Origin of the sequence: Actinoplanes sp. SE50/110 (genome assembly GCF_900119315.1) — a bacterium.
Classification (GTDB): domain Bacteria; phylum Actinomycetota; class Actinomycetes; order Mycobacteriales; family Micromonosporaceae; genus Actinoplanes.
In genome coordinates this window covers 7,776,024-7,799,241 of record NZ_LT827010.1, presented here as the reverse complement: position 1 = coordinate 7,799,241, position 23,218 = coordinate 7,776,024, and the positions used below count along the sequence as shown (strand labels likewise).

General features: G+C 72.5%; 20 protein-coding genes. 6 read left to right on the top strand and 14 right to left on the bottom strand.

Features of this window, described 5'->3' with window-relative positions; translation table 11 throughout:
* Positions 1–75: 75 nt before the first annotated feature.
* The 12 genes from ACSP50_RS34745 to ACSP50_RS34690 form a co-directional block, all read right to left on the bottom strand.
* Positions 76–972, bottom strand: a complete 897-nt coding sequence (locus tag ACSP50_RS34745) for a diacylglycerol kinase family protein (protein ID WP_014694002.1) — start codon at positions 970–972, stop codon at positions 76–78.
* An 82-nt stretch (positions 973–1,054) separates the two neighbouring features.
* A complete protein-coding gene (locus ACSP50_RS34740) occupies positions 1,055–2,023 on the bottom strand; it encodes a DNA-3-methyladenine glycosylase (RefSeq protein WP_014694001.1) in 969 nt (322 codons plus the stop codon).
* A 205-nt stretch (positions 2,024–2,228) separates the two neighbouring features.
* Positions 2,229–3,482 carry a hypothetical protein gene (locus ACSP50_RS34735; protein ID WP_014694000.1) on the bottom strand — a complete coding sequence of 418 codons (1,254 nt, stop codon included), beginning with the start codon at positions 3,480–3,482 and terminating at the stop codon, positions 2,229–2,231.
* Positions 3,483–3,508: 26 nt separating this feature from the next.
* Positions 3,509–4,267, bottom strand: a complete 759-nt coding sequence (locus tag ACSP50_RS34730) for a DUF4142 domain-containing protein (protein WP_014693999.1) — start codon at positions 4,265–4,267, stop codon at positions 3,509–3,511.
* Between the two features lie 17 nt (positions 4,268–4,284).
* The gene (locus tag ACSP50_RS34725) at positions 4,285–4,962 is read right to left on the bottom strand and encodes a lipoprotein (protein WP_043516161.1); all 678 of its coding nucleotides are present in this window, start codon (positions 4,960–4,962) and stop codon (positions 4,285–4,287) included.
* 204 nt (positions 4,963–5,166) lie between these two features.
* Positions 5,167–5,943: a zf-HC2 domain-containing protein gene (locus ACSP50_RS34720; protein ID WP_014693997.1), complete on the bottom strand. Its 777-nt coding sequence runs from the start codon at positions 5,941–5,943 to the stop codon at positions 5,167–5,169.
* Positions 5,940–6,617 carry a sigma-70 family RNA polymerase sigma factor gene (locus ACSP50_RS34715; protein WP_014693996.1) on the bottom strand — a complete coding sequence of 226 codons (678 nt, stop codon included), beginning with the start codon at positions 6,615–6,617 and terminating at the stop codon, positions 5,940–5,942. Before ACSP50_RS34715 ends, ACSP50_RS34720 begins: the two co-directional genes overlap by 4 nt.
* A 578-nt stretch (positions 6,618–7,195) precedes the next feature.
* Positions 7,196–8,164 (bottom strand): hypothetical protein, encoded by a 969-nt coding sequence (locus ACSP50_RS34710; protein WP_014693995.1) that lies wholly within the window; start codon positions 8,162–8,164, stop codon positions 7,196–7,198.
* Complete coding sequence (locus ACSP50_RS34705; protein ID WP_014693994.1) at positions 8,161–10,659, bottom strand: AAA family ATPase; 2,499 nt, start codon at positions 10,657–10,659, stop codon at positions 8,161–8,163. The genes ACSP50_RS34710 and ACSP50_RS34705 overlap by 4 nt, the downstream gene beginning before the upstream one ends.
* Positions 10,656–11,807, bottom strand: coding sequence for an exonuclease SbcCD subunit D (locus ACSP50_RS34700; protein WP_014693993.1), 1,152 nt, complete (start codon positions 11,805–11,807; stop codon positions 10,656–10,658). Before ACSP50_RS34700 ends, ACSP50_RS34705 begins: the two co-directional genes overlap by 4 nt.
* Positions 11,808–11,829: 22 nt before the next feature.
* Positions 11,830–13,575: an ATP-binding protein gene (locus ACSP50_RS34695; protein WP_014693992.1), complete on the bottom strand. Its 1,746-nt coding sequence runs from the start codon at positions 13,573–13,575 to the stop codon at positions 11,830–11,832.
* A 77-nt stretch (positions 13,576–13,652) separates the two neighbouring features.
* The gene (locus ACSP50_RS34690; protein WP_099343932.1) at positions 13,653–14,363 is read right to left on the bottom strand and encodes a pyrimidine reductase family protein; all 711 of its coding nucleotides are present in this window, start codon (positions 14,361–14,363) and stop codon (positions 13,653–13,655) included.
* A gap of 321 nt (positions 14,364–14,684) precedes the next feature.
* Between ACSP50_RS34690 and ACSP50_RS34685 the strand changes: the two genes are divergently transcribed.
* Together ACSP50_RS34685 and ACSP50_RS34680 are read left to right on the top strand one after the other, a co-directional pair.
* Positions 14,685–15,392 carry an amino acid-binding protein gene (locus ACSP50_RS34685; RefSeq protein ID WP_014693990.1) on the top strand — a complete coding sequence of 236 codons (708 nt, stop codon included), beginning with the start codon at positions 14,685–14,687 and terminating at the stop codon, positions 15,390–15,392.
* 88 nt (positions 15,393–15,480) lie between these two features.
* Positions 15,481–16,524, top strand: coding sequence for a GNAT family N-acetyltransferase (locus ACSP50_RS34680; protein ID WP_014693989.1), 1,044 nt, complete (start codon positions 15,481–15,483; stop codon positions 16,522–16,524).
* Between the two features lie 232 nt (positions 16,525–16,756).
* Here ACSP50_RS34680 and bioB read toward each other — a convergent pair whose 3' ends face one another.
* On the bottom strand, positions 16,757–17,752 hold the full coding sequence (bioB, locus tag ACSP50_RS34675; RefSeq protein ID WP_014693987.1) for a biotin synthase BioB: 996 nt from the start codon (positions 17,750–17,752) through the stop codon (positions 16,757–16,759).
* Between the two features lie 145 nt (positions 17,753–17,897).
* On the opposite strand from bioB, the gene ACSP50_RS34670 reads away from it, so the two are divergent.
* The 4 genes from ACSP50_RS34670 (at position 17,898) to ACSP50_RS34655 (ending at position 22,573) form a co-directional block, all read left to right on the top strand.
* Positions 17,898–19,034, top strand: coding sequence for an 8-amino-7-oxononanoate synthase (locus ACSP50_RS34670; RefSeq protein WP_014693986.1), 1,137 nt, complete (start codon positions 17,898–17,900; stop codon positions 19,032–19,034).
* Positions 19,035–20,236: 1,202 nt separating this feature from the next.
* A complete protein-coding gene (bioD, locus tag ACSP50_RS34665) occupies positions 20,237–20,944 on the top strand; it encodes a dethiobiotin synthase (RefSeq protein ID WP_043516159.1) in 708 nt (235 codons plus the stop codon).
* A gap of 112 nt (positions 20,945–21,056) precedes the next feature.
* Positions 21,057–21,809: an ROK family protein gene (locus ACSP50_RS34660; RefSeq protein WP_043512774.1), complete on the top strand. Its 753-nt coding sequence runs from the start codon at positions 21,057–21,059 to the stop codon at positions 21,807–21,809.
* Positions 21,806–22,573, top strand: a complete 768-nt coding sequence (locus ACSP50_RS34655; protein ID WP_014693983.1) for an HAD family hydrolase — start codon at positions 21,806–21,808, stop codon at positions 22,571–22,573. The genes ACSP50_RS34660 and ACSP50_RS34655 overlap by 4 nt, the downstream gene beginning before the upstream one ends.
* On the opposite strand, the gene ACSP50_RS34650 is transcribed toward ACSP50_RS34655, so the two are convergent.
* Positions 22,563–23,192, bottom strand: a complete 630-nt coding sequence (locus ACSP50_RS34650) for a methyltransferase (RefSeq protein ID WP_014693982.1) — start codon at positions 23,190–23,192, stop codon at positions 22,563–22,565. The genes ACSP50_RS34655 and ACSP50_RS34650 overlap by 11 nt on opposite strands.
* Positions 23,193–23,218 lie beyond the last annotated feature (26 nt).

Sequence of the window (23,218 nt, the reverse complement as noted above, 5' to 3'; positions counted from 1 at the left end):
CGTCGGCCGCCGCAATCCAGAGGATTCTCGGGCAAATAGTGGCGAAAAGGCGGCGGCCGACGACGAACCACACTGTCAGTTATCGGTCACAGCCGGTACGCAGACCTGGACCGCGGCCGGGACGATCGAGGCGGAGAACCGCTTGGTGCGGGAGCGGGCGCCGCCGTCGAGCTCGTATTCGAGCTTCGACTCCAGCTTGACGTCGATCTTGCGGGCCCGGGTGGTGCGGACGAACGGAGAGCTGTCCGACCGCTTCACCGCCATCGTGCCGAGGGCGCGGGCCCATTGCAGGGCGCCCTGGGCGGTGGCGACGCCGACGTCCAGCCAGCCGTCGGTGGGGGAGGCGTCGTCGAAGGCGTGGATACCGCCGGTGATCGTGCCGACGTTGCCGATCAGGACGCAGCTGGCCGTGTCGTCGAACCAGGCGGTGCCGTCGATCTTGATGGTGGTGCGCGGGGCGTCGCCGTCGACGTGGCGGATGCCGGTCCAGACGTACGCCAGTTTGCCGAACCGGTCCTTCAGGGCACCGTCGGCGTCCTTGATCATCGCGCCGTCGAAGCCGACGCCGGCCATCACCGCGAAGTGCTCGCCGTCGACCTTGCCGAGGTCGAGACGCTTGCGGTCGCCCTCGAAGGCGATCTCCACGGCGCGTTCCATGTCGGTCGGGATGCCGAGGTTGCCGGCCAGCAGGTTGCCGGTGCCGGCCGGCATGATCGCGACCGGGGTGTCCGAGCCGGCGACCACGTCCAGGGTGCGCTGCACCATCCCGTCACCGCCCCAGACGACCAGCAGGTCCGGTTTCTCCCGGAGCGCCTTGCGGACCTGCTTCGGGGCTTTGCGGCTCTTCGGGACCTCGTACCACAGCAGTTTCTTGATGTCGTGGTCGGTGAGACGGCGGCGTAGCTCGTCCAGCCCGCCGCCCAGGGTCTTGTTCTGATGGGCAACGACGGCGATCGTGCGGGGGGTTCGCATGTCGCCGCCGTTACCCGAACCGGAGCTCTTCCATTCACCGGCCGCAGCGGTATGCCCGCCCGCCGTGATCCACTAACCGGTTTCAGAAGCGCGCGAACGACCGCACCGGCATCCGCGGCCCGTACCGCGGGGCCATCAATCCGCCCAGGGCGAGCAGGTCGCAGACCCGCCCCCGGTGGCCGCGGAACGGCTCGAGCAGCTCCAGCATCCGCTCGTCGGTGCCGCGCGGCTCGCCGGCCAGCGCGTACGCCACCGTGTTGGGGATGTGGTAGTCGCCGACGCTGACCGCGTCCGGGTCGCCGAACACCGTGCGGACCACCTCGGCGGCCGTCCACGGGCCGATCTGCGGGAGCGCCGTCATTCGCCGGGTGGCCTCGGCCGGATCGGCGCACCGCTCCAGCCGCTCGGCGACCGCGGCGGCGCGCAGCAGGGCCTGGGTGCGGCGCTGCTCGACGCCGTGCCGGTGGAACTCCCAGTACGCCGTGCCGGCGATCATCGCGGGATCGGGCGGCAGCACCAGCCCGGCCGGGCCGGGCGCGGGCTCACCGAAATGCCGGCAGATCGCCCGGTACGACCGATGGGCCTCGGTGCCGGTGACCTTCTGCTCCAGGATGGCGCGCAGCAGCCGGGGGAAGATCTGCCCGGTGGCCGGCATCCGCACCCCGGTGAACGTGCCGGCCAGTTTCGCCACCACCGGATGCCGCCGGGCCAGCTCGGGAAAGCCGGTGACGTCGTCGCGCAGGCCGGCGACGGCGTCGGCGCGGTCGAGCACCCACTCGGCGCCCGGCCCGTACCCGGTGGCCAGCAGCTCACCGGCCGCCCTGGTCAGGCAGAGGGTCGCGGCACCGGCCGGGCCGCGGAAGGCGAGCCAGAACGCGCCGTCGCGGATCGCGCCGCACGGATCGTGTTTCGGCACCAGCAGCGGGCGCACCGACGCGCCGAACTGATACCGCTCGGGCGGTGTCAGGCGCCGGGTCAGCGCAGAGGTCACCTCGAAACTGTGCCACAGAAAAGCCGATGGCCCTGTCCCCGGTGCGGGGGTCAGGGCCATCGGACGGTGATCGAACACCCGAGAAGGCTCGATCACCCGGGTGCGGAGCAATGCCCCGGGTGGAGGCCGGGCAGTCGCATGTCACGTCCGGCAGGGGGAAGGACGGCCGGCGGGCCCGAAGGGGGGTCCGGCGGTACGCGGTGGGAACGCGCGCCTCCGGTTCGGACCCGCCGGAGCGACTGTGCTCCGCGAGCTACTGCACGGGTCAGCGGACCCGGACGCGGACCACGTCGAAGGCGGGGGTCTGGTTGGCACGCTCCATCATCGGGATCCGGTGCGAGCCGTCACCGGCCCACGAGGCGCACTGCGCGGTGCCGCCCGTCGGCAGGCCCGGGACCTGGATGGTCACCGTGTCCGGGGTGCGGCCGCCCTTGCTGTCCTCGGTGGCGACGAAGAACGCCGGCACCGGGTCCGGCGCGGGCGCCTCGTTGGTGTTGGCGAGCATCCGGCAGGCGGTGTGGAAGTGGCCGCGGACGATGCCGTTCTGCAGCACGCTGGACTCGACGTAGTAACCGCCCTGGCCGGCGGCCAGGAAGCGGTCGCGGATCAGGTTGCGGGTGCTGACCTTGAGGGTGAAGGCGGTGTTCCGGTTGACCACGCGGGGCGCCTGGGTGATCAGCAGCGACGGGTTGTTGGCCGCCGAGCCGACCTCACCGAACTCGGTGCTGACGCAGCGGTCGCCCTTCTGGAAGCCGTCGTGGGCGGGCAGGTTGCTGGTCGCGCAGCTGTTGGTGAGGATGCCGAGGCCGGCACCGGGCGGCGGGGTGGTGGCACCGTTGTTGCCACCGTTGTTCTGGCCACCGTTGTTCTGGGCGCCGCCGTTGTTGTTGTTCTGACCGCCGTTGTTGTTCTGGGCGCCGCCGTTGTTGTTGTTCTGACCGCCGTTGTTGTTCTGGCCGCCGCCGCCGTTGTTGTTCTGGCCGCCGCCGTTGTTGTTGTTCTGGCCGCCGGCGTTGGTGGCCGGCGCGCTGGCCGCCTGGCTCGCCGGCGCGCCGGCGCCGTTGTTCTGGCCGCCGCCGGTGTTCTGACCGCCGGTGTTCTGACCGCCGGTGTTCTGACCGCCGGTGTTCTGACCGGCGCCGTTGTTGTTGTTCCCGCGGCGCCGGTTGTTCTGGTTGTTGCCGACGTTCTTCATCACCCAGTCGCGGCACCGGGCCCGCACCTGCGCCGTCGTCGCCACATCGGCCGACCCGTCGTCCGGATGCTGGGTGACCGTGCCGTTGTCGGTGGTGTACGTGTCGCGGCGGGTGTTGGTCGACAACTTGGTCTGCCCACCCGCCTTGAGGTTGTCGCAGGCGGCGAGCGCGGACTTGGTGTTGGGGTTGGTGCTGGCGCTCGAGATCTGCGTAACCGTCACGATGCCGCCGAACGCCGCCAGCGTGGCCGCCACGGCGATGATCCGGCGGCGTCCGCTGAACCATGTGGGTCCAGTGGCGCGCCGGTACTTTGACCTTCGCATGGGTGACACCTTTTCTCTCTCGGGGGCTACCGCGAACGGAAGATGCGCATCGTGGTGATCACGCCGACCACCAGCGCGGCAGCCAGGACGAGCAGGACTACGGTGTTGCTGAGACCCGGTACTCCACCACCGTTGCCGGCGGCGGCGATCATCTGGTTGTCGATCGGCACCGGGCCCTTCTGCCCGGGAGCGACCGGGGCGGCCGCGGTGGGCAGCGCACCGTAGTCGACGATGCCGCTGCTCTCCAGCAGGGTCATGTGCGTCATGACGAACTGGTTGGCCTGCTGGGCGAGCTTGCGGACGCTGTCGTTGCGGGTCGACGCGCGGATCGTGGCGATCGCCGGAAAGATCTTGCCGTGCGCGGCGCGCAGCCGGTCGACGTAGATCTGGTTGAACTGGCCGCCCGAGGCGTTGCGCATCTCGGCGAGCCAGCCCTGCTGGTCGCCGTTGGGCTGGTTGGGCAGGTCGATGCCGAGCTTCTTGGCGACGGCCCGGTCCAGCTCGTCCAGGACGACGTGCTGCGCCGAGATCGACTTGCCGATCTTGACGATGTTCGGGTCGTCCGACTTCTCCTGGGCCATGTTGCCGGCCGGGATCTCCCAGAGGCCGGCCAGCCGCACCTTGATCACGAAGTCTTTGTCCGCGGCACTGACCGTGCCTTTCGCGGTGTCGGTGAGCCCGGTGTTCGGCGGCACCGGAACTCCGTCGTCGGCGTGCGCGGCCCCGGCCGGCGTCAGCATGAACGCCAGCACCACGGTCGTTGCACCCACCAACCAGGACTTCATCCTCGTACCCATCGCTTTCAGTAGCTGTAGTCGCCGGCGGAATCGCTGCCGGAGGGCGGCGCCACCGGCTTCGAGATCTTGGGGAGGCAGGTGAGGTTCTTGGTACCGGTCGGCGTGACCACGAACCACTTGCCGTTGACGTTCTGGCCCTTCCACTGCCCCGGCTTCTTGTCCCCGACGTAGTGGTAGAGCGGCCAACCGGCGAGGGTCAGCTGCTTGGTGCCGTCCGCCCGGGTGACCGTGCCGACCAGTTTGGCGTCGACGTCCTTGAGGGTCGGCTTGCCGTCGTTGGTCAGCGCCGGCGGCCACACCTTGGCGCAGTCGCCGTTGCAGTTGGACTTGGCCGGGTCGTGGCCGTCGTCGTCGAAGCGGTACAGAACGAAACCGTTCTGGTTCTCCACGACCTGACCCATCCGGGCGACCGAGGTGCCGGTGAGCGACTTGGTCACCTGCTTGTCGGCGACCGGCTTGCCGGCGGCGCCGGCGCCGGAGTCGGCCGGGGCCGGGGGCGCGGTCGCCTCAGCGGTCCCGGCGACGTTCGGGTCGACCGCACCGGCGGTCGACGCGGCGCCCGGGGTCGCGGCCACGTCGGCCGCGGCGGGCTGGGCCGCGTTGCCGTAGTCGGCCGCGTTGTAGCCGGCCGGAGCGCAACCGGGCAGTGCCACGAGTGCCGCCAGCGCCACGCCGGTGACCATCAACTTCCGCTTCTCCGGTACCACTGGGCTTCCTCCAGCTGATCGACAACCCGTAGCCTTTTCCGCGCTGTAGTACGCGACCGGCGCGGCAGCGGTTGAATATTCGGGTCGATCAAATTCGGGAATTTTTGCTTGAACCATCCGGGCGTCGCGCACGTAAAAAAGGGCCCGGCCGATGCGGCCGGGCCCTTCGTGTCGAGACGATTACAGAATGCTCACCAGAGTCTCGGAACCGCCACCGGGGGTCAGTTCCTGCACCTGCACGTGGGCGATGTCGTCGCGCGGGGTGCCGGTGACCGCCTGCAGCATCAGCGGGGCCGGGTTGGCGGCGGTGCCCCAGCCCTTGGCGCCGATCGTCCAGGTGGCCACCCGCTCCGAGGTGCCGTCGCGGTGCACGATGGTCAGTGCGCACGTCTTCGGGCCCTTGAGGTTGCTGACCGCGAAGGAGATCTGCGTGCCCCAGTCCTTGGTCTCCAGGCCGACCGCCCCCCGCACGTTGGTGCGCGAGTCTGCACTGCTGTGGTTCTCGCCCGGCAGTGCGGTGCCGCCGATGCCGAGGCCGTTGCTGTCCGGCAGCGGGTCGAGCTGGTCGCTGCCGCGCTGCGCGGTGGTCGCCGGGTTCTTCGACGTGTCCGAGCCGAGCCACTTGCCGCCGGCGAAGAGTGCGCCGATGGAGAGCATGGCGAAGATGACCACGGCGGCGGCCAGCGAGTAGAGCCGCCGGCTGTTGGCCCGCTGCCGGTCCGACCGGACCTCGCGGATCATCTTGTTCAGCAGCAGGCCGTCCTGCTCCGACTTCTCGGCGGCCAGCAGGGCCTCCGCGTCCACATCGGCCAGCACGTCGGCCACCTGGACGAAGGACTCCAGCTCGAGGGCGCACTGCGGGCACTCGATCAGGTGGTCCTCGAACCGGGCGGCGTCGCGCTCGTCGAGCACGCCCAGGGCGTATGACGCGACGTCGTAGTGGTCTTCCTGTGTCATTCCGTCACCCCCCGCTGCTGCAGAGCGGTACGCAGCGCACGCAGAGCGTAATACACGCGGGACTTCGCCGTACCCAGCGGAAGGTTGAGCGCCTCGGCCGCCTCGGGCACGGTCCGCCCCCGGAAGTAGGTCTCGATCAGGATCTCCCGGTGGGAGTTGCTCAGCTGCCGGAGGGCATCCGACACGGTCATCGACTGCAGCACGCGGTCGGTGTCGTCCGCGGTGCTCGGGAAGCTCTCCAGCTCGCGGTCGTACGTCTCCGCGGGGCGCGCGTTCGCGCTGCGGTGCTCGTCGATCGCGATCCGGCGGGCCACCGTGACCAGCCACGGCCGCAGGGACTGCTGGCCCTGCGCACCGAGCCGGTGCGCGTTGCGCCAGGCCCGCAGCAGGGTCTCCTGCACGATGTCCTCGGCGCGCTGCCGGTCACCGCCGGTCAGCCGCAGCACGAACATCAGCAGCGGTCCCGCGTGCTCCTCGTACAGCAGCTTGACCAGCGTGTCCTCGTGGCTGGGGCCGCTGGCCGGCGCCTCGTGGCGGGCCGTCTGGCGGGGGATCACCGAACCGTCATCCTGTGCACCACGGCCTCCGTCAATCGCCTGCCACCTGCTCCCGGAGTGTCGCGCCATCACACGCACCCTCTCCGGCGTGAGCCGATCCTCGGCCACCGCATGCATCGATACCTCCGCCCGGACCCTTCCCCGTCGCCTGAGATACGGCTGGGGGGCCCGGCCGGGATCAAAGCCGGCGCGAGATTTTCCGGGACACTCGGTCTCAAGGGTCCTCCGCAAGTGGTGACGAACATGATGGCGCACCGGGGCGCAGGTCATGGGGGATTGATCCACGCCGATTCACGACGCCGGTAAGGCGGAATGATACTCAGTCACATCGGAGCCGAGACATGGCTCTGGAAATAATTTCGCCCGGCCGGGAGATGGCGATTTCGCTGTGTGAACGCGCGATTCCGCTGGGTGCGCGGAGATGACTTATGTGTGGCGAAAGGCGAGGTCGCCGAACCGTTCGGGGGATGTCCGGATATCCGATGGACCCTTTCGGGCGACACCCGTCCGGGAGCGCTCCCAGTTCTTGATCTTGCAGCTCCGACGCATTCGGGTTTGGTAAGCGACTGTTTACCAGCGGCGCCGGAGGGCGCGCCGGAGGTGGTGATCACCGAGGTCCGGGTCGGATGCCGGAGCACCCCGATCACATTCTTTCGCTCGCAACTTTCGTACCAGTATCTGGACGGGAGTCCTAATCAGCGGGAGGCTGCGGTGGCCAGCGCCAGAGCCCGGTGGAGTACCCGCGAGTCACCCAGCATGCCGCGCAGGCGGCGCTCCAGCCCGGCGATCGGCACCAGGTTCTGCGGGGCCCGGGGATCCTTGTACGACGAGGAGGCGAACCTCGGCAGCGTCGCCCCGGACAGCCCGGCCAGTTCGATCGCCTGATCGACGGTCAGCTCGGGGGAACACTCCACCCGGACGATCCCCGACCACGGCGCGCCGGTGGCCCCGGGCAGCCGCAGATACCAGGACCAGCCGCCCCACAGCGAGCCCAGGTGGAAGACCGGGGTGCGCTGGCCCGGACGCAGCGCGGTCACCACCGCGGTGAGGGCGGTCGGCAGATACTGCTTCTGCTGGGTCTTGATGTAGCCGATGGTGCGCGGCAGCTGACGCCGGTTGCGCAGCGGGCCGTCGACGATCAGCAGGTCGGCGCCGTCCGATCCGGTGTCCCGGGCGGCGCTGGAGATCTCGATCTCCAGCGCGGTGAGCGGCCCCTGGACCGCGGCCGGCAGCTTGCTCGCCTCACCGGTCCCGTTGATCCGGTGGATCTCGTAGCGGACCGTGCCGGCCTGCAGATCGGCGATCGACGGGCTCGCGGTGAACAACCCCCGCCCCACCCGCGCCGCCACCAGCTCGGCCACCCCGCGGCCCAGATCGCAGCGCACCACGCCGGCCGCGAAGGAGGCGGCCAGCCCGGCGTACGAGGTGCCGTCCTCCTCCGCCGTCCAGATCTGCGCGTCGTTGCGGCGCACGCCGTCGACCAGGAACACCACCCGCGGTGCCCGGGCCCCGGCCGGCACGTCGATCGGCGCCCACGCGGCGGCCGGCACCTCGACGTCGACCTCCACCTGCGCGCTGCTGGGCGAGGCCGGCCCCTCGCCGTCCCCGCCCTCGAAACTCGCCCCGTACGCCGGGTCCCACGCGTCGACGAACATCCGTGTCACAGGCCGACCCTCTCGACGTGCGCGGTCCGCGCGTCCTTGTGGACCTCGAACCGGACCGGCACCCGCTCGGCCAGCGCCTGCACGTGGGTGACCAGCCCGACCATCCGGTCGCCGCGGGCGGCCAGATTTTCCAGCGTGGCCGCCACCACGTCGAGCGTGGCGGCGTCCAGCGTGCCGAAACCCTCGTCCAGCACGATCGACTCCAGGCTGGCCGCGGTGGTGCTCATCCCGGCCAGTTGCTCGGACAGGGCCAGCGCCAGGGCCAGCGACGCCTGGAACGTCTCCCCGCCGGAGAGCGTGCGCACACCCCGGCGCAACCCGGCGTCGTGGTGGTCGATCACCGAGAACTCGCCCTTGTCGTGCATCAATTCGTACTGCCCGCCGGTGAGCTCGCGCAGGATCCGCGAGGCGCCGTCGACCAGCAGGTCCAGCGCCTCCTCCAGCAGCCAGCGCTCGAAGTTGTTGGCCCGCAGGTGACCGGCGAGCGACTTGGCCACCCGGCTCTCCCGCTGCAGCGTCATCCGCCGCTCCTGCTGCTCGCGAGCCTGCTTGTGCCGCTCCACCAGACGCTGCCAGGCGGCCTCGGCCCGCTCGGCGGCGACCGCGGCCGCCCGGATCAGGGTGGCCTCGGCGTCCTCCGGGGCGGTCGCCGGCGGCCGCACCCCGGCGGCGGTGAACAGCGCGGCGATCGCGTCCTGCGCGGCGGCCGTGGATCCGTGCGCGGACAGCACCGCGGTCTCGGCCGCGGCCCGGCGCTCCGCCCGGGCGGCGTGCTCGGCCCGGGCCCACCCGACCAGGGTCTGCCATGCACCGGCCAGGTCGTCCCGGTCGGCCGGCGGCGGGACGAACCGGGCCAGCCCGTCGCGGACCGTGTCGAAGCGTCGCCAGGCGGTCCGCTGCTGCTCCTCCGCGGCCCGGACCGCGATCTGCGCCGCACGGGCCGCGTCCCGGGCCGCGCGCACCGTGCCGGTCGCCTCCTCCAGCCGGCCCTGCAGCCGGGCCAGCTCGGCCAGCCGCTGCTCGATCACCTCGGCCCCGGGCAGCCCCTGCACCGCCTTGCGCACCTCGGCGAGCCGGGTCAGGTGATGCTCGTACTGCCCGCGCTTGCGCTCCAGGTCGCTCTCCAGGTTGCGGGCCACCGCGTCCCGCTGCTGCCAGCGGGCGGTGGCCTGCTCGGCGGCCTCGCGCGCGGCGGCGCCGGCCGCCTCGGCCAGCCGGACCGCCGACTCGCGCGGCACCTCCGGCACCACGGCGACCGGCTGCTCGCACACCGGGCAGTGGTCGCCGGCGCTCAGATGCCCGCGCAGCGCGACCGCCCGGTCCCGCTGCTGGGCGTCCCGGTAGTCCTGCCGGGCCTGCTCCAGCAGCTGCTGCGCGCCGGTGTGCTCGGACTCGGCGAGGTCGGCCGCGGCGCGCGCGTCCCGGCACTCCATCTCGGCCACCGACACCTTGCCGGCGAACCAGCCCTCCTGCTCGACCAGGCGGGACAGCTCGGTGTGCCGGTCCAGCGCCAGGCGCAGCGAACCCGGGTCGCCGGCCGCGGCCAGCTCGCCGCGGACCTTCTCCTCGGCCTCCTCGGCCTCGTGCACCGCCTGCGCCGCCCGGGCGGCGGCGTCGCGGGCCGCGGTGACGGCGCCGGTCGCCTCGTCCAGATTGTCCGGAGTACGCACCGAGGCGAGCAGTGCCAGCTCGGCGTCCAGCGTGTCCCGGGCGTCGCGGGCGGCCGACTCGGCCGCCCGGGCCTCGCGCAGCCCCGGCATCGCGGCCTCGACCGCGCCGGTCAGCTCCCGCATCCGGGCCAGGTGCCCGGCCGCCGCCTCGACCGCCTCGTCGGTGGCGTCCTGGAGGGCGGCCAGCGACTGGTCGACCATGGTCAGCTTGGTCTCGGCGGTCTTGCCCCGCTCGGCCGCCTTCTCCTGGACCCGCTCGTACATCTGCAGGCCGAGCAGGTTGATCAGGATCTGTTGCCGGACCGCCGGCTTGGCGTGCAGGAAGTCGGCGAACTGGCCCTGCGGCAGCACCACGCAGCTGGTGAACTGCTCGTAGGGCAAACCGACCGCGTGCAGCACCGCGTCGTCCATCTCGGCCGGGACGCCGGCCAGCACCTCGCCCAGGTCGGTCAGGTCCATGCCGGTGTCCAGCTTGGTCACGTCGAAGCCGGGCGGCATCAGCTGCAGGCCGGCGCCGGACGTCTTGACGTTGCCCCGGCCGTCGCGGCGCACCACCCGGGTCGCCACGTAGCGGTCACCGGCCGACTCGAAGACCAGCCGGACCCGCGCCTCGGCCGCGGACGGGGCGAGCGCGTTGCCGATCCCGCGGGCGCCACCCCAGCGCGGCACCTGGCCGTACAGCACGAAGCAGATCGCGTCCAGCACGGTCGACTTGCCCGAGCCGGTCGGGCCGACCAGCGCGAAGTAGTCGGCGTCGGTGAAGTCCACGGTGGTCTGGTCGCGGAACACCGTGAAACCGGACATGTCCAGCCGAAGGGGCCTCATTGGTTGCTGCTCACCTCGTCGTACAGCTGGTCGAAGAGCTCGCGGACACCCTCCTCGGCGTTGCCGCGACTGTCCAGGTAGTCGCCGAACAGCTCACGCGGCGACCGGCCGGCGCGCTCGGCGGCCCGGGCCCCGGTGCGCTCCGGCAGCATGTCCGGGTCGATCCGTACCTCCAACGCGTTCGGCAGCAGCTCCTGCACGTCCTCGCGCAGGCCGGGGCGGGGCGCCTCGCGCACCAGGACACGCAGCCAGGCCTCCGGAAGGTTCACCGTGGCCAGCTGTTCGAGGGTGCCGCGCACCGTGCGCAGGGTGATCGCCGAGGTCACCGGCACGTCGCGGACCTGGGCCGCCCTGTCCACGCCGACGTCGACGACCGCCACCGAGCAGACGTTCTCCTCCTCGCCGAAGTCGATGGCGAGCGGGCTGCCGCAGTAGCGCACCGGGCACGGGCCGATCACCCGCTGCGCGCGGTGCAGGTGACCGAGCGCGACGTAGTGCGTGTTCTGCGGGAAGACGGTGGAGGGCACGGCGTACCCCATGATGGTGTGCGCCTCGCGCTCACCGCCGCCGGTGCTCGCCCCGACCAGGGTCAGGTGCGAGGTGATCAGGTTGACCACGCCGGGCTCGCCGAACGGCTCGGCGAGCTTGGCGATCAGGCGCGCGATCAGATCGGCGTACGTCTGATTGGCCTCCGCCTCGGTCAACTCGTACATCTCGGCGGCGCGGATCGCGTACCGCTGGGACAGGAACGGCAACGCCACCAGCCGCCACCGCTCGCCGCCCGCGGTGGTGCCCTCGATCAGCAGGTCGCCCAGGCTGTCCCGGACCGAGCCGCGCAGCTCGATGCCGGCCGCGTCGGCCCACGGGCGCAGTGCGTCCAGCGCCTGCCCGTTGTCGTGGTTGCCGCCGATCGCCACCACCCGGGCGCCGGTCTGCCGCAGCGCGGACAGCGCGCGGGTGACCAGCCGGGTGGCGTCCGCGGTCGGCGCCGCGGTGTCGTAGAGGTCGCCGGCGACGATCACCAGGTCGGGTTTCTCCGCCCGGGCGATCTCCACCACCTGGGCGAGCACCCGGATGTGCTCGTCGTGCCGGTTGCGGCCCTTGAGAACCTTGCCGACGTGCCAGTCGGAGGTGTGCAGGATGCGCATCGCGAAACCTTAGCCCCAGGTCCTAGAACGGGATGTCGTCGTCACCGCCGGCCCGGCCGCCGATCACGGCGAACGGGTCGGCGGACTGCACGATCGAGCGCAGCGTCTCGGCCGGTGGCGGACCCGACTCCGACTTGCGGGTGGCCCACGCCGGGAACGGGAACTCGACACAGAGCGGGACCGGGATGTCCGGCTGGTTGACGAACATCGTGCCGGGCCGGGCCAGCAGCGCGCGCTGACGCATCGCCGGGGGCAGGAAGCCGTACTCCGGACGGGACGCCTCGGCCGGGTCGAGCCGGCCGACCACCCGGATCGCCGAGTTCGTGACGATCCGCCGCTCGACCTCGCTGGCGGTCTGCTGCGCGCCGATCAGGATCACGCCCAGCGACCGGCCGCGCTCGGCGATGTCGAGCAGCACCTCCTTGATCGGCGAGGAGCCCTCCCGCGGGGCGTACTTGTTCAGCTCGTCGAGGACCACGAAGAGCAGCGGGCGGCCGGTGCCGGCCTTCTCCTTCTCCTCGAACTCGCTCTTGAGCGTGACGCCGACCACGAAGCGCTGCGCGCGGTCCGGCAGGTTGTGCAGGTCGACGACGGTGACCTGGGCGCTGTCCGCGGTCTTGATCTGGTGCGGGCGGCGCTGCGCCAGGTCGCCGCGGATCAGCCGGGCCAGATCACGCTTGCTGCCGATCAGGCGGCGGGCGAACGCGTTGACCGTGCCCATGCTGACCGCGCTGCCGGCCCAGGTGGAGCGGGTCTCGTCGTCGGTGAGCTGCTCGACGATGTGGTCGACCAGATCGCCGTACGAGCCGATCCGGCGGCCGTCGATGCTGATCCCGCCCTCGGCCGGGACGGCGAAACGGTGCAGGTGGGCGGTGACCGAGTGGACCACCATGGTGTATTGCTGGCGCTCGTCGTCGGCGTCGGCGAACACGTACGGCAACAGCTTGGTGGAACAGAACTCGTCGAGCGTCCAGTAGAACGCGTCGACGCCGGTCAGCCGGCCGCTCACGTCGGGGGCGCCGGACGGGTCGCCGGGCCGCGGCGGGGCGTAGACCCGCACGTCGGTGAACGGGCTGTCGGGCAGGTCGAGCAGCTTGTAGTAGGCCCGGGTGGGGTCGTCCAGCTTCGTGTTCGGGTGGTCGAGGAAGAGCAGATCCTCGCCCTTCACGTTGAAGATCAGTGCCCGGGCGTTCGCCCCGTCGGCGCCGAGCTGGCCGGAGCGGAACACCGAGTAGAGCAGGAAGGTGGCGAAACTCGTCTTGGTGGCGACGCCGGAGATGCCGGAGATCGACACGTGCGCGCCGCGGGTGCCGTCCAGGAAGTCCGCGTTCAGGAAGACCGGGACGCCGTCGCGGCCGGTGCCCATCGGGACCCGGCGCTCCATCCGGTCGAAGTGCAGGGCGGCGTCGCGGTCCTCGCCGGAGGCGCGGTGCACGATCGCGCCCGGGGCCGGCGGAACGTAGAGCTCCGGGTCGACCCGGGTGGTGGTGATCTCGGCCGCCTCCTGGACCATCGCGGGCAGGGTGCCGTCGGCGATGGCGAACACGTCCGAGTCGAACTGGGCGCCCTCGTGCCGGGCGCGGACCTGGGTGACCACGCCGGAGATGGTCACCGGCTCGCGGTCGGGCAGATCACGCCTGGTGGTCACGACGTCGTCGAGCTGCAGGTAGCTGCCGGGGGCGACGGCCGTCCAGAACTGGAGCGGGGTCGCGTCGGCGGTGCCGAGCACCCGCCCGACGGGGGAAGTTTCGTCAGACACGGGGATCATGTTGCCTCAGCGGTATGACAAAACGCTCGGGCTACCACCGGTGGGGTCCATCCACAGAGTTATGCACAAGATCTTGATCAGCTGTGGACGACACGCGTGTAGCGGAGGAAGAGCATGTCCTCCCGGGTCAGCGCGTGCCGCAGTGACATCGGCCGCGGCGGCGTCGGCGGACCGCTCGCGATCCGGCCGGCCGAGCCGCCGGCCAGCAGCGGCGCCACCGTGAGACACAGCTCGTCGACCAGGTCGGCGGCGATCATCGAGCCGAGCAGGCCCGGCCCGCCCTCGCAGAGCAGCTGGGTGGCGCCGCGCCGGTGCAGCTCGGCCACCCCGGCGGCCAGGTCGACCCGGTCGTCGCCCAGCTCCAGCACCTCGGCCACCGCCCGGATCGGGGAATCCGGCGCGCCCCGGTGGGTGATCACGATCGGGCGGATCGGCGCGTCCGAGAAGATCAATTGCTCCGGATCCAGGTCGAGCGAACCGGAGACGATCACCATGAGCGGGAACTCGGGCAGCCCGTGCGCCACCCGCCAGGCCCGGTCCTCGGCGGTCAGGCGCAGCGCGTCGTACCGCTCGGCGCGTACCGTGCCGGCCGCCACGATCAGCGCGTCCCCGAGCATCCGCAGGGTGTCGAATACCTCCTTGTCGCCCGGGCCCTGCAACCCGGCGGAGAGGCCGTCCACGCTGACCGCGCCGTCCGCGCTGGCGATGAAATTCACCCGGAGGGTGGGCCGGTCGGCGCGCGGATAGCGCTCGACCAACCCGTCCCGGGTGTCCGGGAGGGCGCTCACTCGCCGGGTGGGCCGGTCACCGGCGGGGTCGGCTCGGCCGGCCGGTGCTGGCAGTCGCACCACGAGCCACCCTTGCAGTCGACATGCCGCCGTTCCCGGCAAGCCTCGCAAATCATTCCCCGACTCTAGTGGGCGGGAGTGTCCGACACCGGACATGGACGGGTGAAGCCGGAGCCGCGCCTGCCCGCGGTGAGTTGTGAGATCCGGCATCACCGACCGGCTTGACGGCGGGGACACGGCCGTGCAACCGGTCGGAAACGCGGAGTCGGCAGGGTGGTCAGGGGACGGCGGCACCGGGCCGTCCGCGACGGGAGGAGTCACATGTTGCTGCGGGTTCGAGTCACCCTGCCGGACCGTCCCGGCGCCCTCGGTCAGGTCGCGCGCACCCTCGGCGTGGCCGGCGCGGACATCGTCCAGGTGGTGGTGCTGGAACGTCTCGGCGGGCGGGCGGTCGACGACTTCACCGTGGTCTGGCCGGGTGCGGCCCGGGTCGACCGGCTGTTGGCCGGGCTCGCCGCGATCCCCGGGGTGCAGGTCGACGGGGTGTGGAAGGCCATCGGCGCGCCGGTCAACGGGGGCCACGACGCCGAACTGCTCGCCCAGGTGGCGGCGAACCCGGCGGACGGCCTGGCCACCCTGGTCGACGCGATGCCCGGGCTGCTGGCGGCGGACTGGGCGGCGGCCGCGGTGGTCCCGGCCGACTGGGCCAGCCGCAACGGCGGGCCCGGGACGGGACACGAGCCACAGGTGACGTACGCGAGTTGGCGGGCCCCGTCGCCGCTGCGCCTGCCCGAGGTGACCCCGCTGCGGGCCCGGCCGTTGACCGAGCCGGGCGGCGCGCGGTACGCGGTGGCGCCGTTCGGCCGGGCCGGGCTGGTCCTGGTGCTGGCCCGCACCGACGAGGCGGAGCTGCCGGCCGCGGCGTTCCACGTGACCGAGGTGGACCGGGTGGCGCAGCTGGTCCGGGCGGCCGCGGTGATCCTCGGCGACCGGCTCGACACGGTGACCGCCGCCACCGTCCGGGTGTGACGATCACAACCCGCGAAATAGCAGCTCAGGCAATACGACGGCAACAACGCCGGGGCACTCTTGAGGCAGAGCGAAAGGAGTGCCCCGCATGGCGTTGTGGCGGATCCGGGCCACGGTCGACGACCGCCCCGGCTATCTCTCCGTGCTGACCGCGAGCCTCGCCCTGAAATCGGTCAACATCCTCGCCGTCCAGGTGCACACCACCGAGGGCGGCGCGGTCGACGACTTCCTGGTCGACGCACCGGACGCGATGACCGAGGCCGACCTGCTGGCCGCGGTGACCAAGGGCCGCGGGCGGGATGCGTTCGTGACCCGTGCCGAGGCGCAGGGCCTGGCCGACCAGCCCACCCGCGCGCTCGCGATGGCCGGCCGCCTGGTGCACGAGCCCGACTCGCTCGGCGAGACGCTGGTGGCCCTGCTCGACGCGACCGACGTGCGCTGGCGTCCGCACCCGGCCTTCGACCGGCCCGGCGTGCACGGCGGTCGGATGACCCTGGCCGACCCGGCCGGCGGGTCGTACGAGGTGCTCCGCGCGCTCCCCGCGTTCACCCCCGCGGAGTACGCGCGGGCCCAGGCCCTGGTCGAGCTGGCCGCCGCGGTCACCCGCCACCAGCGGGAGAACGTGACCTTCCTGCTGCCCGACGGAGCCGAGGTGACCCTGCGCCCGGCCACCGCGGACGATCTGGCCGCCGTCGCCGAGCTGCACCGGCACTGCTCGGCCGCGGCCCTGCGGCGGCGCTATCCGGCCGGTCCGCCCACCGAGTCCCGGCTGCGCCGGCTGCTGGAGCCGGCCGGTGGGCTGACTCTGCTCGCGGTCACCACGGCCGGCCGGGTGGTGGGCACCGCCGGCCTGATCGTCGAGGGGCAGCTGGGCGAGATCACCGTGCTGGTCGAGGACGCCTGGCAGCGTCGTGGGCTGGGCACGGCGCTGCTGCGCCGGCTGCGGGCGCACGCCGAGCGGTCCGGGCTGGCCGCGCTGGTGGCGCACACCGGCGCGGACGACGTGGCGACGCTGCGCACCCTGCGCCGCCTCGGCCACGGCGAGCTGGCGCGTGACGGGGCCCTGGCCAGCGTCACCCTGCCACTGGCGGGTCAGCCGGCGTCCTTGGATACTCCCGCCACCTCCGGGTGACGGGTCAGAGGGGTGGCGGTGGGTACTGATTCAGGCCCGCCGCCACCCTCGGGGTCACCCTCGCCGGGTGCCGTGCTCCACGCAGGTGGCCGTCCAGCCGGTCGGCAGCACCTGCACCTTCATCCGGCGGCGGCACTCCGGGCAGTAACGGGGCGGCTCCAGCTCGCGGGCCGCCGCGCACCCCGTGTGATCGCCCGTGGCGGTCGCCTCGCCACACCGGTCGCAGAACATCTCAGAGGGTCGCCGACAGGGCTTTGATCGGCATCTGCAGATCCTGGAGCAGCTCCAGGTCGGCGGTGGCCGAACGGCCCAGCGTGGTCAGGTAATTCCCGACGATCATCGCGTTGATGCCGCCGAGCAGGCCGTCCCGGGTGCCCAGGTCGCCCAGCGTCAGCTCCCGGCCGCCGGCGAACCGCAGGATCGTCCGCGGCATCGCCAGCCGGAACGCGGCGATCGCCCGCAGCGCGTCCTTGCCCTCGACCACCGGCCGGTCACCGAACGGGGTGCCCGGGCGAGGGGAGAGGAAGTTCATCGGGACCTCGTGCGGGTCCAGCTCGGCGAGCTGGGCGGCGAACTCGGCGCGCTGCTCGATCGTCTCGCCCATGCCCAGGATGCCGCCGCAGCAGACCTCCATGCCGGACTCGCGGACCATCTGCAGGGTGGACCAGCGCTCCTCCCACGAATGGGTGGTCACCACGTTCGGGAAGAACGACCGGCAGGTCTCGAGATTGTGATTGTATCGATGCACGCCCATGTCGACCAGGTCGTCGACCTGCTCCTGGGAGAGCATGCCCAGGCTGGCGGCGACCTGGATGTCGACCGCCTCCCGGATCGCCTTGACGCCCTGCCGCATCTGGTCCATCAGCCGCTGGTCGGGACCGCGCACCGCGGCCACGATGCAGAACTCGGTGGCGCCCGTCGCGGCGGTCTGCTTGGCCGCCTCGACCAGGGACGGGATGTCCAGCCAGGCGGCCCGCACCGGCGACGCGAACAGGCCGGACTGCGAGCAGAAATGGCAGTCCTCCGGGCAGCCGCCGGTCTTCAGCGAGACGATGCCCTCGACCTCGACCTCCGGGCCGCACCACTTCATCCGCACATCATGAGCGAGCTGCAGGAGCTCGGGCAGGTCGTCGTCGGGCAGTCGCAGGATCTCGAGGATCCCGGCCTGATCGAGGCCGGCGCCGCCGTCGAGAACCCGGGCACGTGCCCGGTCGAGGATCTGAGGCATGTCCGTACCCTACAGACTCTCCGGCGCGGTAAGAACGGTCGGACGTGGGTGGTAGTTTCCGGTTCTCGTGATCTCCGGGGCCGATCCCGTCGATCACCGGAGGCCCCGTGATCTCCCGGGGGCCTCATGCTTGTCTGGAGGCGTTGTGGCTGACTGGTCCGAGTCGCTCGATCGCCTGGCCCGCGACCGGGCCAAGGCGGGGCTCACCCGTCACCTGCGGCCACGTCCGGCCGACGACGACGTCGTCGACCTGGCCGGAAACGATTATCTCGGCCTTTCCCGGCACGTCGCGGTGACCTCGGCGGCGCGGTCCGCGATTGCGGCGTACGGGGTGGGCGCCACCGGATCGCGCCTGGTCCGCGGCAGCACCGACGCGCACACCGCGCTGGAATCCGGGCTGGCCGGCTGGCTGGGCGCCGAGGCCGCGCTGGTCTTCTCCTCCGGCTACCTGGCCAACCTGGCCGTCGTCCGGGCCGCCGCGGCGGTCTGCGACCTGGTCGTCTCCGACGCGTACAACCACGCCTCGCTGATCGACGGCTGCAAGATCTCCGGCCGGCCGGTGGTGGTCGCCCCGCACAACGACCCGGCCGCCGTCGCCGCCATCCTCGACGCCCACCCGGGCCGCACCGCCGCGGTCGTCACCGAGTCGGTCTTCTCCGTCGACGGCGACCTCGCCCCGCTCGCCGCCCTGCACGCGGTCACCACGGCCCGCGGCGCCCTGCTGATCGTCGACGACGCGCACGCGCTCGGCCTGCTCGGCCCGGCCGGCGCCGGCGGCGTCGTGGCGGCCGGCCTCGCCGGGCAGCCCGACGTGATCGTCACCGCCACCCTGTCCAAGTCGCTGGGCGGCGCCGGCGGCGTGGTCGCCGGCCCCGCACGGGTCATCCGCCACCTGATCGACACCGGCCGCACCTTCATCTACGACACCGCCCCGCCGCCCGCCGTGGTGGCCGGCGTCCACGCCGCGATCGACCTGGCCCGGGCCGCCGACGACCGGCGGGCCACCCTGACCGCGCGCGGGCAGCGGCTCGCCGCCCGGCTGCGCGCCGCCGGCTACCCGGTCCGCGACCCGGCCGCCGGTGTCCTGTCGGTCGTCGCCCCCGGCCCGGAAGCCGCCCTCACCTGGTCCGACGACTGCCGCGACCGGGGCGTCGCGGTCGGCTGCTTCCGTCCGCCGTCCACCCCGGACGGCACCTCGCGCCTGCGCCTGACCCTCAACGCGGGCATCCCCGAGGCGGACTTCACCCGGGCCCTGGACGTGATCCTGGAGTGCGCACCGTGAACACCTCGTCGTACCCCGGGATCGCGGTCACCCCCCTGCCCCGCGGCTGGCGTAGCGGCGGCCACGGCCTCCCCGCCCCGGCGCCGGCCCGCCGGCCGGAAGGCCGGGCGTTGCTGCCGGCGCACGGCAGCGGCCACGACATGACGACACCCGCCCGACGGGACGGGCCCGCTCCGTTGCCTGTTCGCGGTGGTGGTCACGGTTTGCCGGCTTCCGCTCCGTTGCCTGTTCGCGGTGGTGGTCACGGTTTGCCGGCTTCCGCTCCGCTGACTGCTCACGGCAGTGGTCGGGATATGCCGGCAGCGGCTGCGCGTCCGGATGGGCCGGCGCCGTTGCCTGTCTACGGCAGCGGGCACCGGCTACCGCCCGGCGGGGGGTCGCCTGATGATGGCGGCGGTCGCCGTCAGGTGCCGGCCGCCGCTCTGCCCGCTCGGGGTGGTGGTCACCGCCTGCGGCCCGCGGTTCCGCCGCCCGCGCAGGGCGGTGGCTCACCGTCCTCGCCCGTTGCCGCTCCGGGCGGCTCGGACACGTCGGCCGCGGCGGAGCCTCGGTCGAGGGACACCGGGGGCTCGAAGTCGTCGGCGGGATCGCCGGGTGCGGGGGAATCCGGGCCAGGGGGCGTGGGCGATGCGGAGTCGCTGACGGGGCCTTCCGGTGCGGGGAAACCTCGGCCGGGGAGCGCGGATGCTTCGGAGCCGGTGGCGGGACCTCCGGGTGCGGGGGCACCTCGGCCGGGGAGTGCGGATGGTGCGGAGCCGGTGGCGGGATCTTCGGGTGTGGCGGGGTCGCACTCCCCGTGCGCTGGCGGGCACGGTGTGGGGGACGACGGGCGGGCTGACGGCGTACCGTCGCAGGATGTGACCGCGCCGCCCGTTGAACCTGGAAGCGACGAGACGGCCGCAGCCGTCACCGACCTGGAGGATCCGCCGCGGGCGGAGCTCGACAAGGGAGCCGCGGTCGCGAACCCACCCGGATCCTCGGGTGATGAATCGGAAATGTCGGATCCTGGAGAAGCAGGTTCGGTCGGTCGGCGACCGGCGGAAGCAGCCGGGGCGACGGGAGACGCGGAATCAGCGGCGGGCTCGGTGGGCGGCGCGGCGGGGACTTCGGAAGCAGCGGCGGGCTCGGAGGGCGACGCGGCGGGGGAGCCGGACGTCAAGGCGGCGGCTCGGCGGGCGGCCACGGCCGGTGAGTGGCACGGGATCGTGCTGGTCACCGGGACCGACACCGAGGTGGGGAAGACGATCACCACGGCGGCGGTGGCCGCGGCGGCGCAGGCGGCCGGGCTTCGGGTGGCCGTGGTGAAGCCGGGGCAGACCGGGACGATCACCGGGGAGCCGACCGATGCGGAGACGGTGACCCGGCTGGCCGGGCCGGACACGGTGAAGATGCTGGCCGAGTATCCGGAGCCGCTCGCGCCGCTGGCCGCGGCCAAGGTGGCCGATCTGCCGCCGCTGGAGCTCTACGAGGTCGTGGACGCGATCCGGGCCGAGGCGGACAAGCACGACCTGGTGCTGGTGGAGGGCGCCGGGGGGCTGCTGGTGCCGATGGGATTGCGGCCGTCCGGGGAGGCCTGGACCTTCGCCGACCTGGCGACCACGCTCGGGGCGAACGTGCTGGTGGTGGCGCGGGCGGGGCTGGGCACGCTGAACCATACGGCGCTGACGCTGGAGGCGCTGGAGCGGCGCGGCGTACCGGCGAAGGTGATCCTCGGTGCCTGGCCGGCCGATCCCGAGCTGGTGCACTGGGCGAATCTGAGCGAGCTGGTGCCGCACCTGGTCGGTGCATTGCCGGCCGGCGCCGGGTCGATGGATCCGGGGGTGTTCCGGCGGTCGGCGCCGGGCTGGCTGACTCCGGCGCTGCACGGGGTTCTGGATAATTGGCGGGTGTGGGCCGAGGAAGCGGGCTGATGCGGGCGGTCGCCGCGGCCACCGCACGCTGACGTCGAGAGGTCCGAGGATGACAAGCGAAGCGTCACCGGGGCGCAGTGCCGCCGACCGGAGCGAGGCAAGCCGGCATCAGGTGACGTTCACCCTGACGATCGACTGTGGTGGCGGCGGCATCAAGGGTTCGGTGCTGGATGACGCCGGGACGATGCGGGCGCATCCGATCCGGGTGCCGACGCCGTATCCGTTGCCGCCGGAGCTGTTCGTCAAGACTCTGGTGGATCTGGGTGGGCAGCTGCCGACCGCGGACCGGGTGACGGTCGGGATGCCGGGGATGATCCGGCACGGGGTGGTCGTGGCGACCCCGCACTATGTGACGAGGAGCGGGCCCCGCACCAGGGTCGACCCCGACCTGTTCGAGGCGTGGCGCGGGTTCGATGCGCGGACCGCGCTGGCCGAGGCGTTCGGGCTGCCCACGCTGGTGCTCAACGACGCCGAGGTGCACGGCGCCGGGGTGGTCGCCGGGACCGGGTGTGAGCTGGTGCTGACGCTGGGCACCGGGCTGGGCTGCGCGCTGTTCGACGGGGGTGAGCTGGCCCCGCATCTGGAGATGTCGCAGGCGCCGGTGCGCTGGGGGATGTCGTACGACACGTACATCGGGGAGCATGAGCGGCGCCGCCTCGGCGACGCCCTCTGGTCGCGCCGGGTCCGTAACGTGATCGACGGTCTGCGGCCGGTCTTCCTGTGGGACCGGGTCTATCTGGGCGGCGGCAACTCGCGGCTGATCACCCCGGCACAGCTGGCCCGGATGGGCGACGACGTGGTGGTGGTGCCGAACACGGCGGGCATCGTCGGCGGCGTCCGCGCGTGGACCCTGGGCCAGCGATGATCGCAGTGGCCGGCGACGGTCGGGTGGCGGGTAAGGGGCCGGCGGTGCTCCCGGCCGCTCTCCTGCTGGATTTCGGCGGGGTGCTGGCCGACGCGCCGGCCGCCCAGCGGTCCGCCTCGCCGGAGCTGGTGCTGCGGATCTACAACCTGATCAACGGGGTGCTGTCGCCCGGCCAGATTCAGCAGGCGTTCGCCTCCGGTGGCCAGGCCTATGCCCGCTGGCGCGACGAGGATGCGCCGGACGAGCTGCTCCAGGCCGAGGTCTGGGAACGTTTCGTGATCCGGGACTGGCCCCCGGCCGCGCAGGTGCCGGTCCGCGGGGCGATCGCGAGACTGAGCTACGACTGGGCGTTCCGCCCGGGCTGGGCGTTGCGGCCGGGCATCCGGGAGGCACTCGACGCGTACACCGCGGCCGGTGTCCCGCTGGCCGTGGTCAGCAACACTCTCAGCGGCGCGGCGCACCGGGACTTCCTGGCCGCGGCCGGGGTCGGTGACCTGTTCGCGGTGCAGGTCTACAGCGACGAGGCCGGGGTCCGCAAACCGAACCCGCAGATGATCTGGAATGCCACCGACGTGCTCGGGGTGGATCCGCGGGCCTGCTGGTTCGTCGGGGACAGCCGGCGCCGGGATGTGGCCTGCGCCCGCCGCGCCGACGTGGCCCGGGCGATCCTGATGCCGTCCGGCCGGCAGGATCCGCCGGGCAGCCCCGAGCCGGACGTGGTCGTCGAGGACGGCCACGAACTGGCCGAGTTGATCAGATGGTGACCTGCCAGACCGTGGTGGTGCGGATCGTGCAGCTCTCCAGCGCCTCGGTCACCGGCACGTCATAGGTCGCCCGCTTCACCAGCCCGGTCGGCAGGTAGGCGCGCCCGGGGTCGCCGACCAGCACCAGCGATCCCCGTCCGGCGGCCCGCCGCAGGTAGGGCAGCACCCGCCCGGCCATCTCCCGGCTGTAGAAGACGTCGCCGGCCAGCACCACCCCGTACCGCTCGTCGCCGTCCAGCAGGTCGCCCTCGTTGGTCTCGATCACCACTCCGTTGTCGGCGGCGTTGGCCTCGGCCGCGGCCAACGACAGCGGGTCGATGTCGTTGGCCACCACGGGCCGGGCCCCGGCCTTGGCGGCCGCGACCGCCACCAGCCCGGATCCGGTGGCCAGGTCGAGCACGCTGCGTCCGGCGACCAGGCCGGGGTCGTCGAGCAGATGCCGGGCCAGGGCCTGCCCGCCGGCCCAGGCGAACGCCCAGAACGGGGGCGGCTGCTCGGTCCCGCCGGCCTCGGTGGCCTCCCAGAGCGCGATCGGCTCGTCGGCCTGCCGGAGCCGGATCTCGGGGACGAACGGGACCGGCGCCGGCACGGTGTGGGCGCGTACGAAATCGAGTAGCACCCGACGATTGTGCCCTTTCCCTCAGT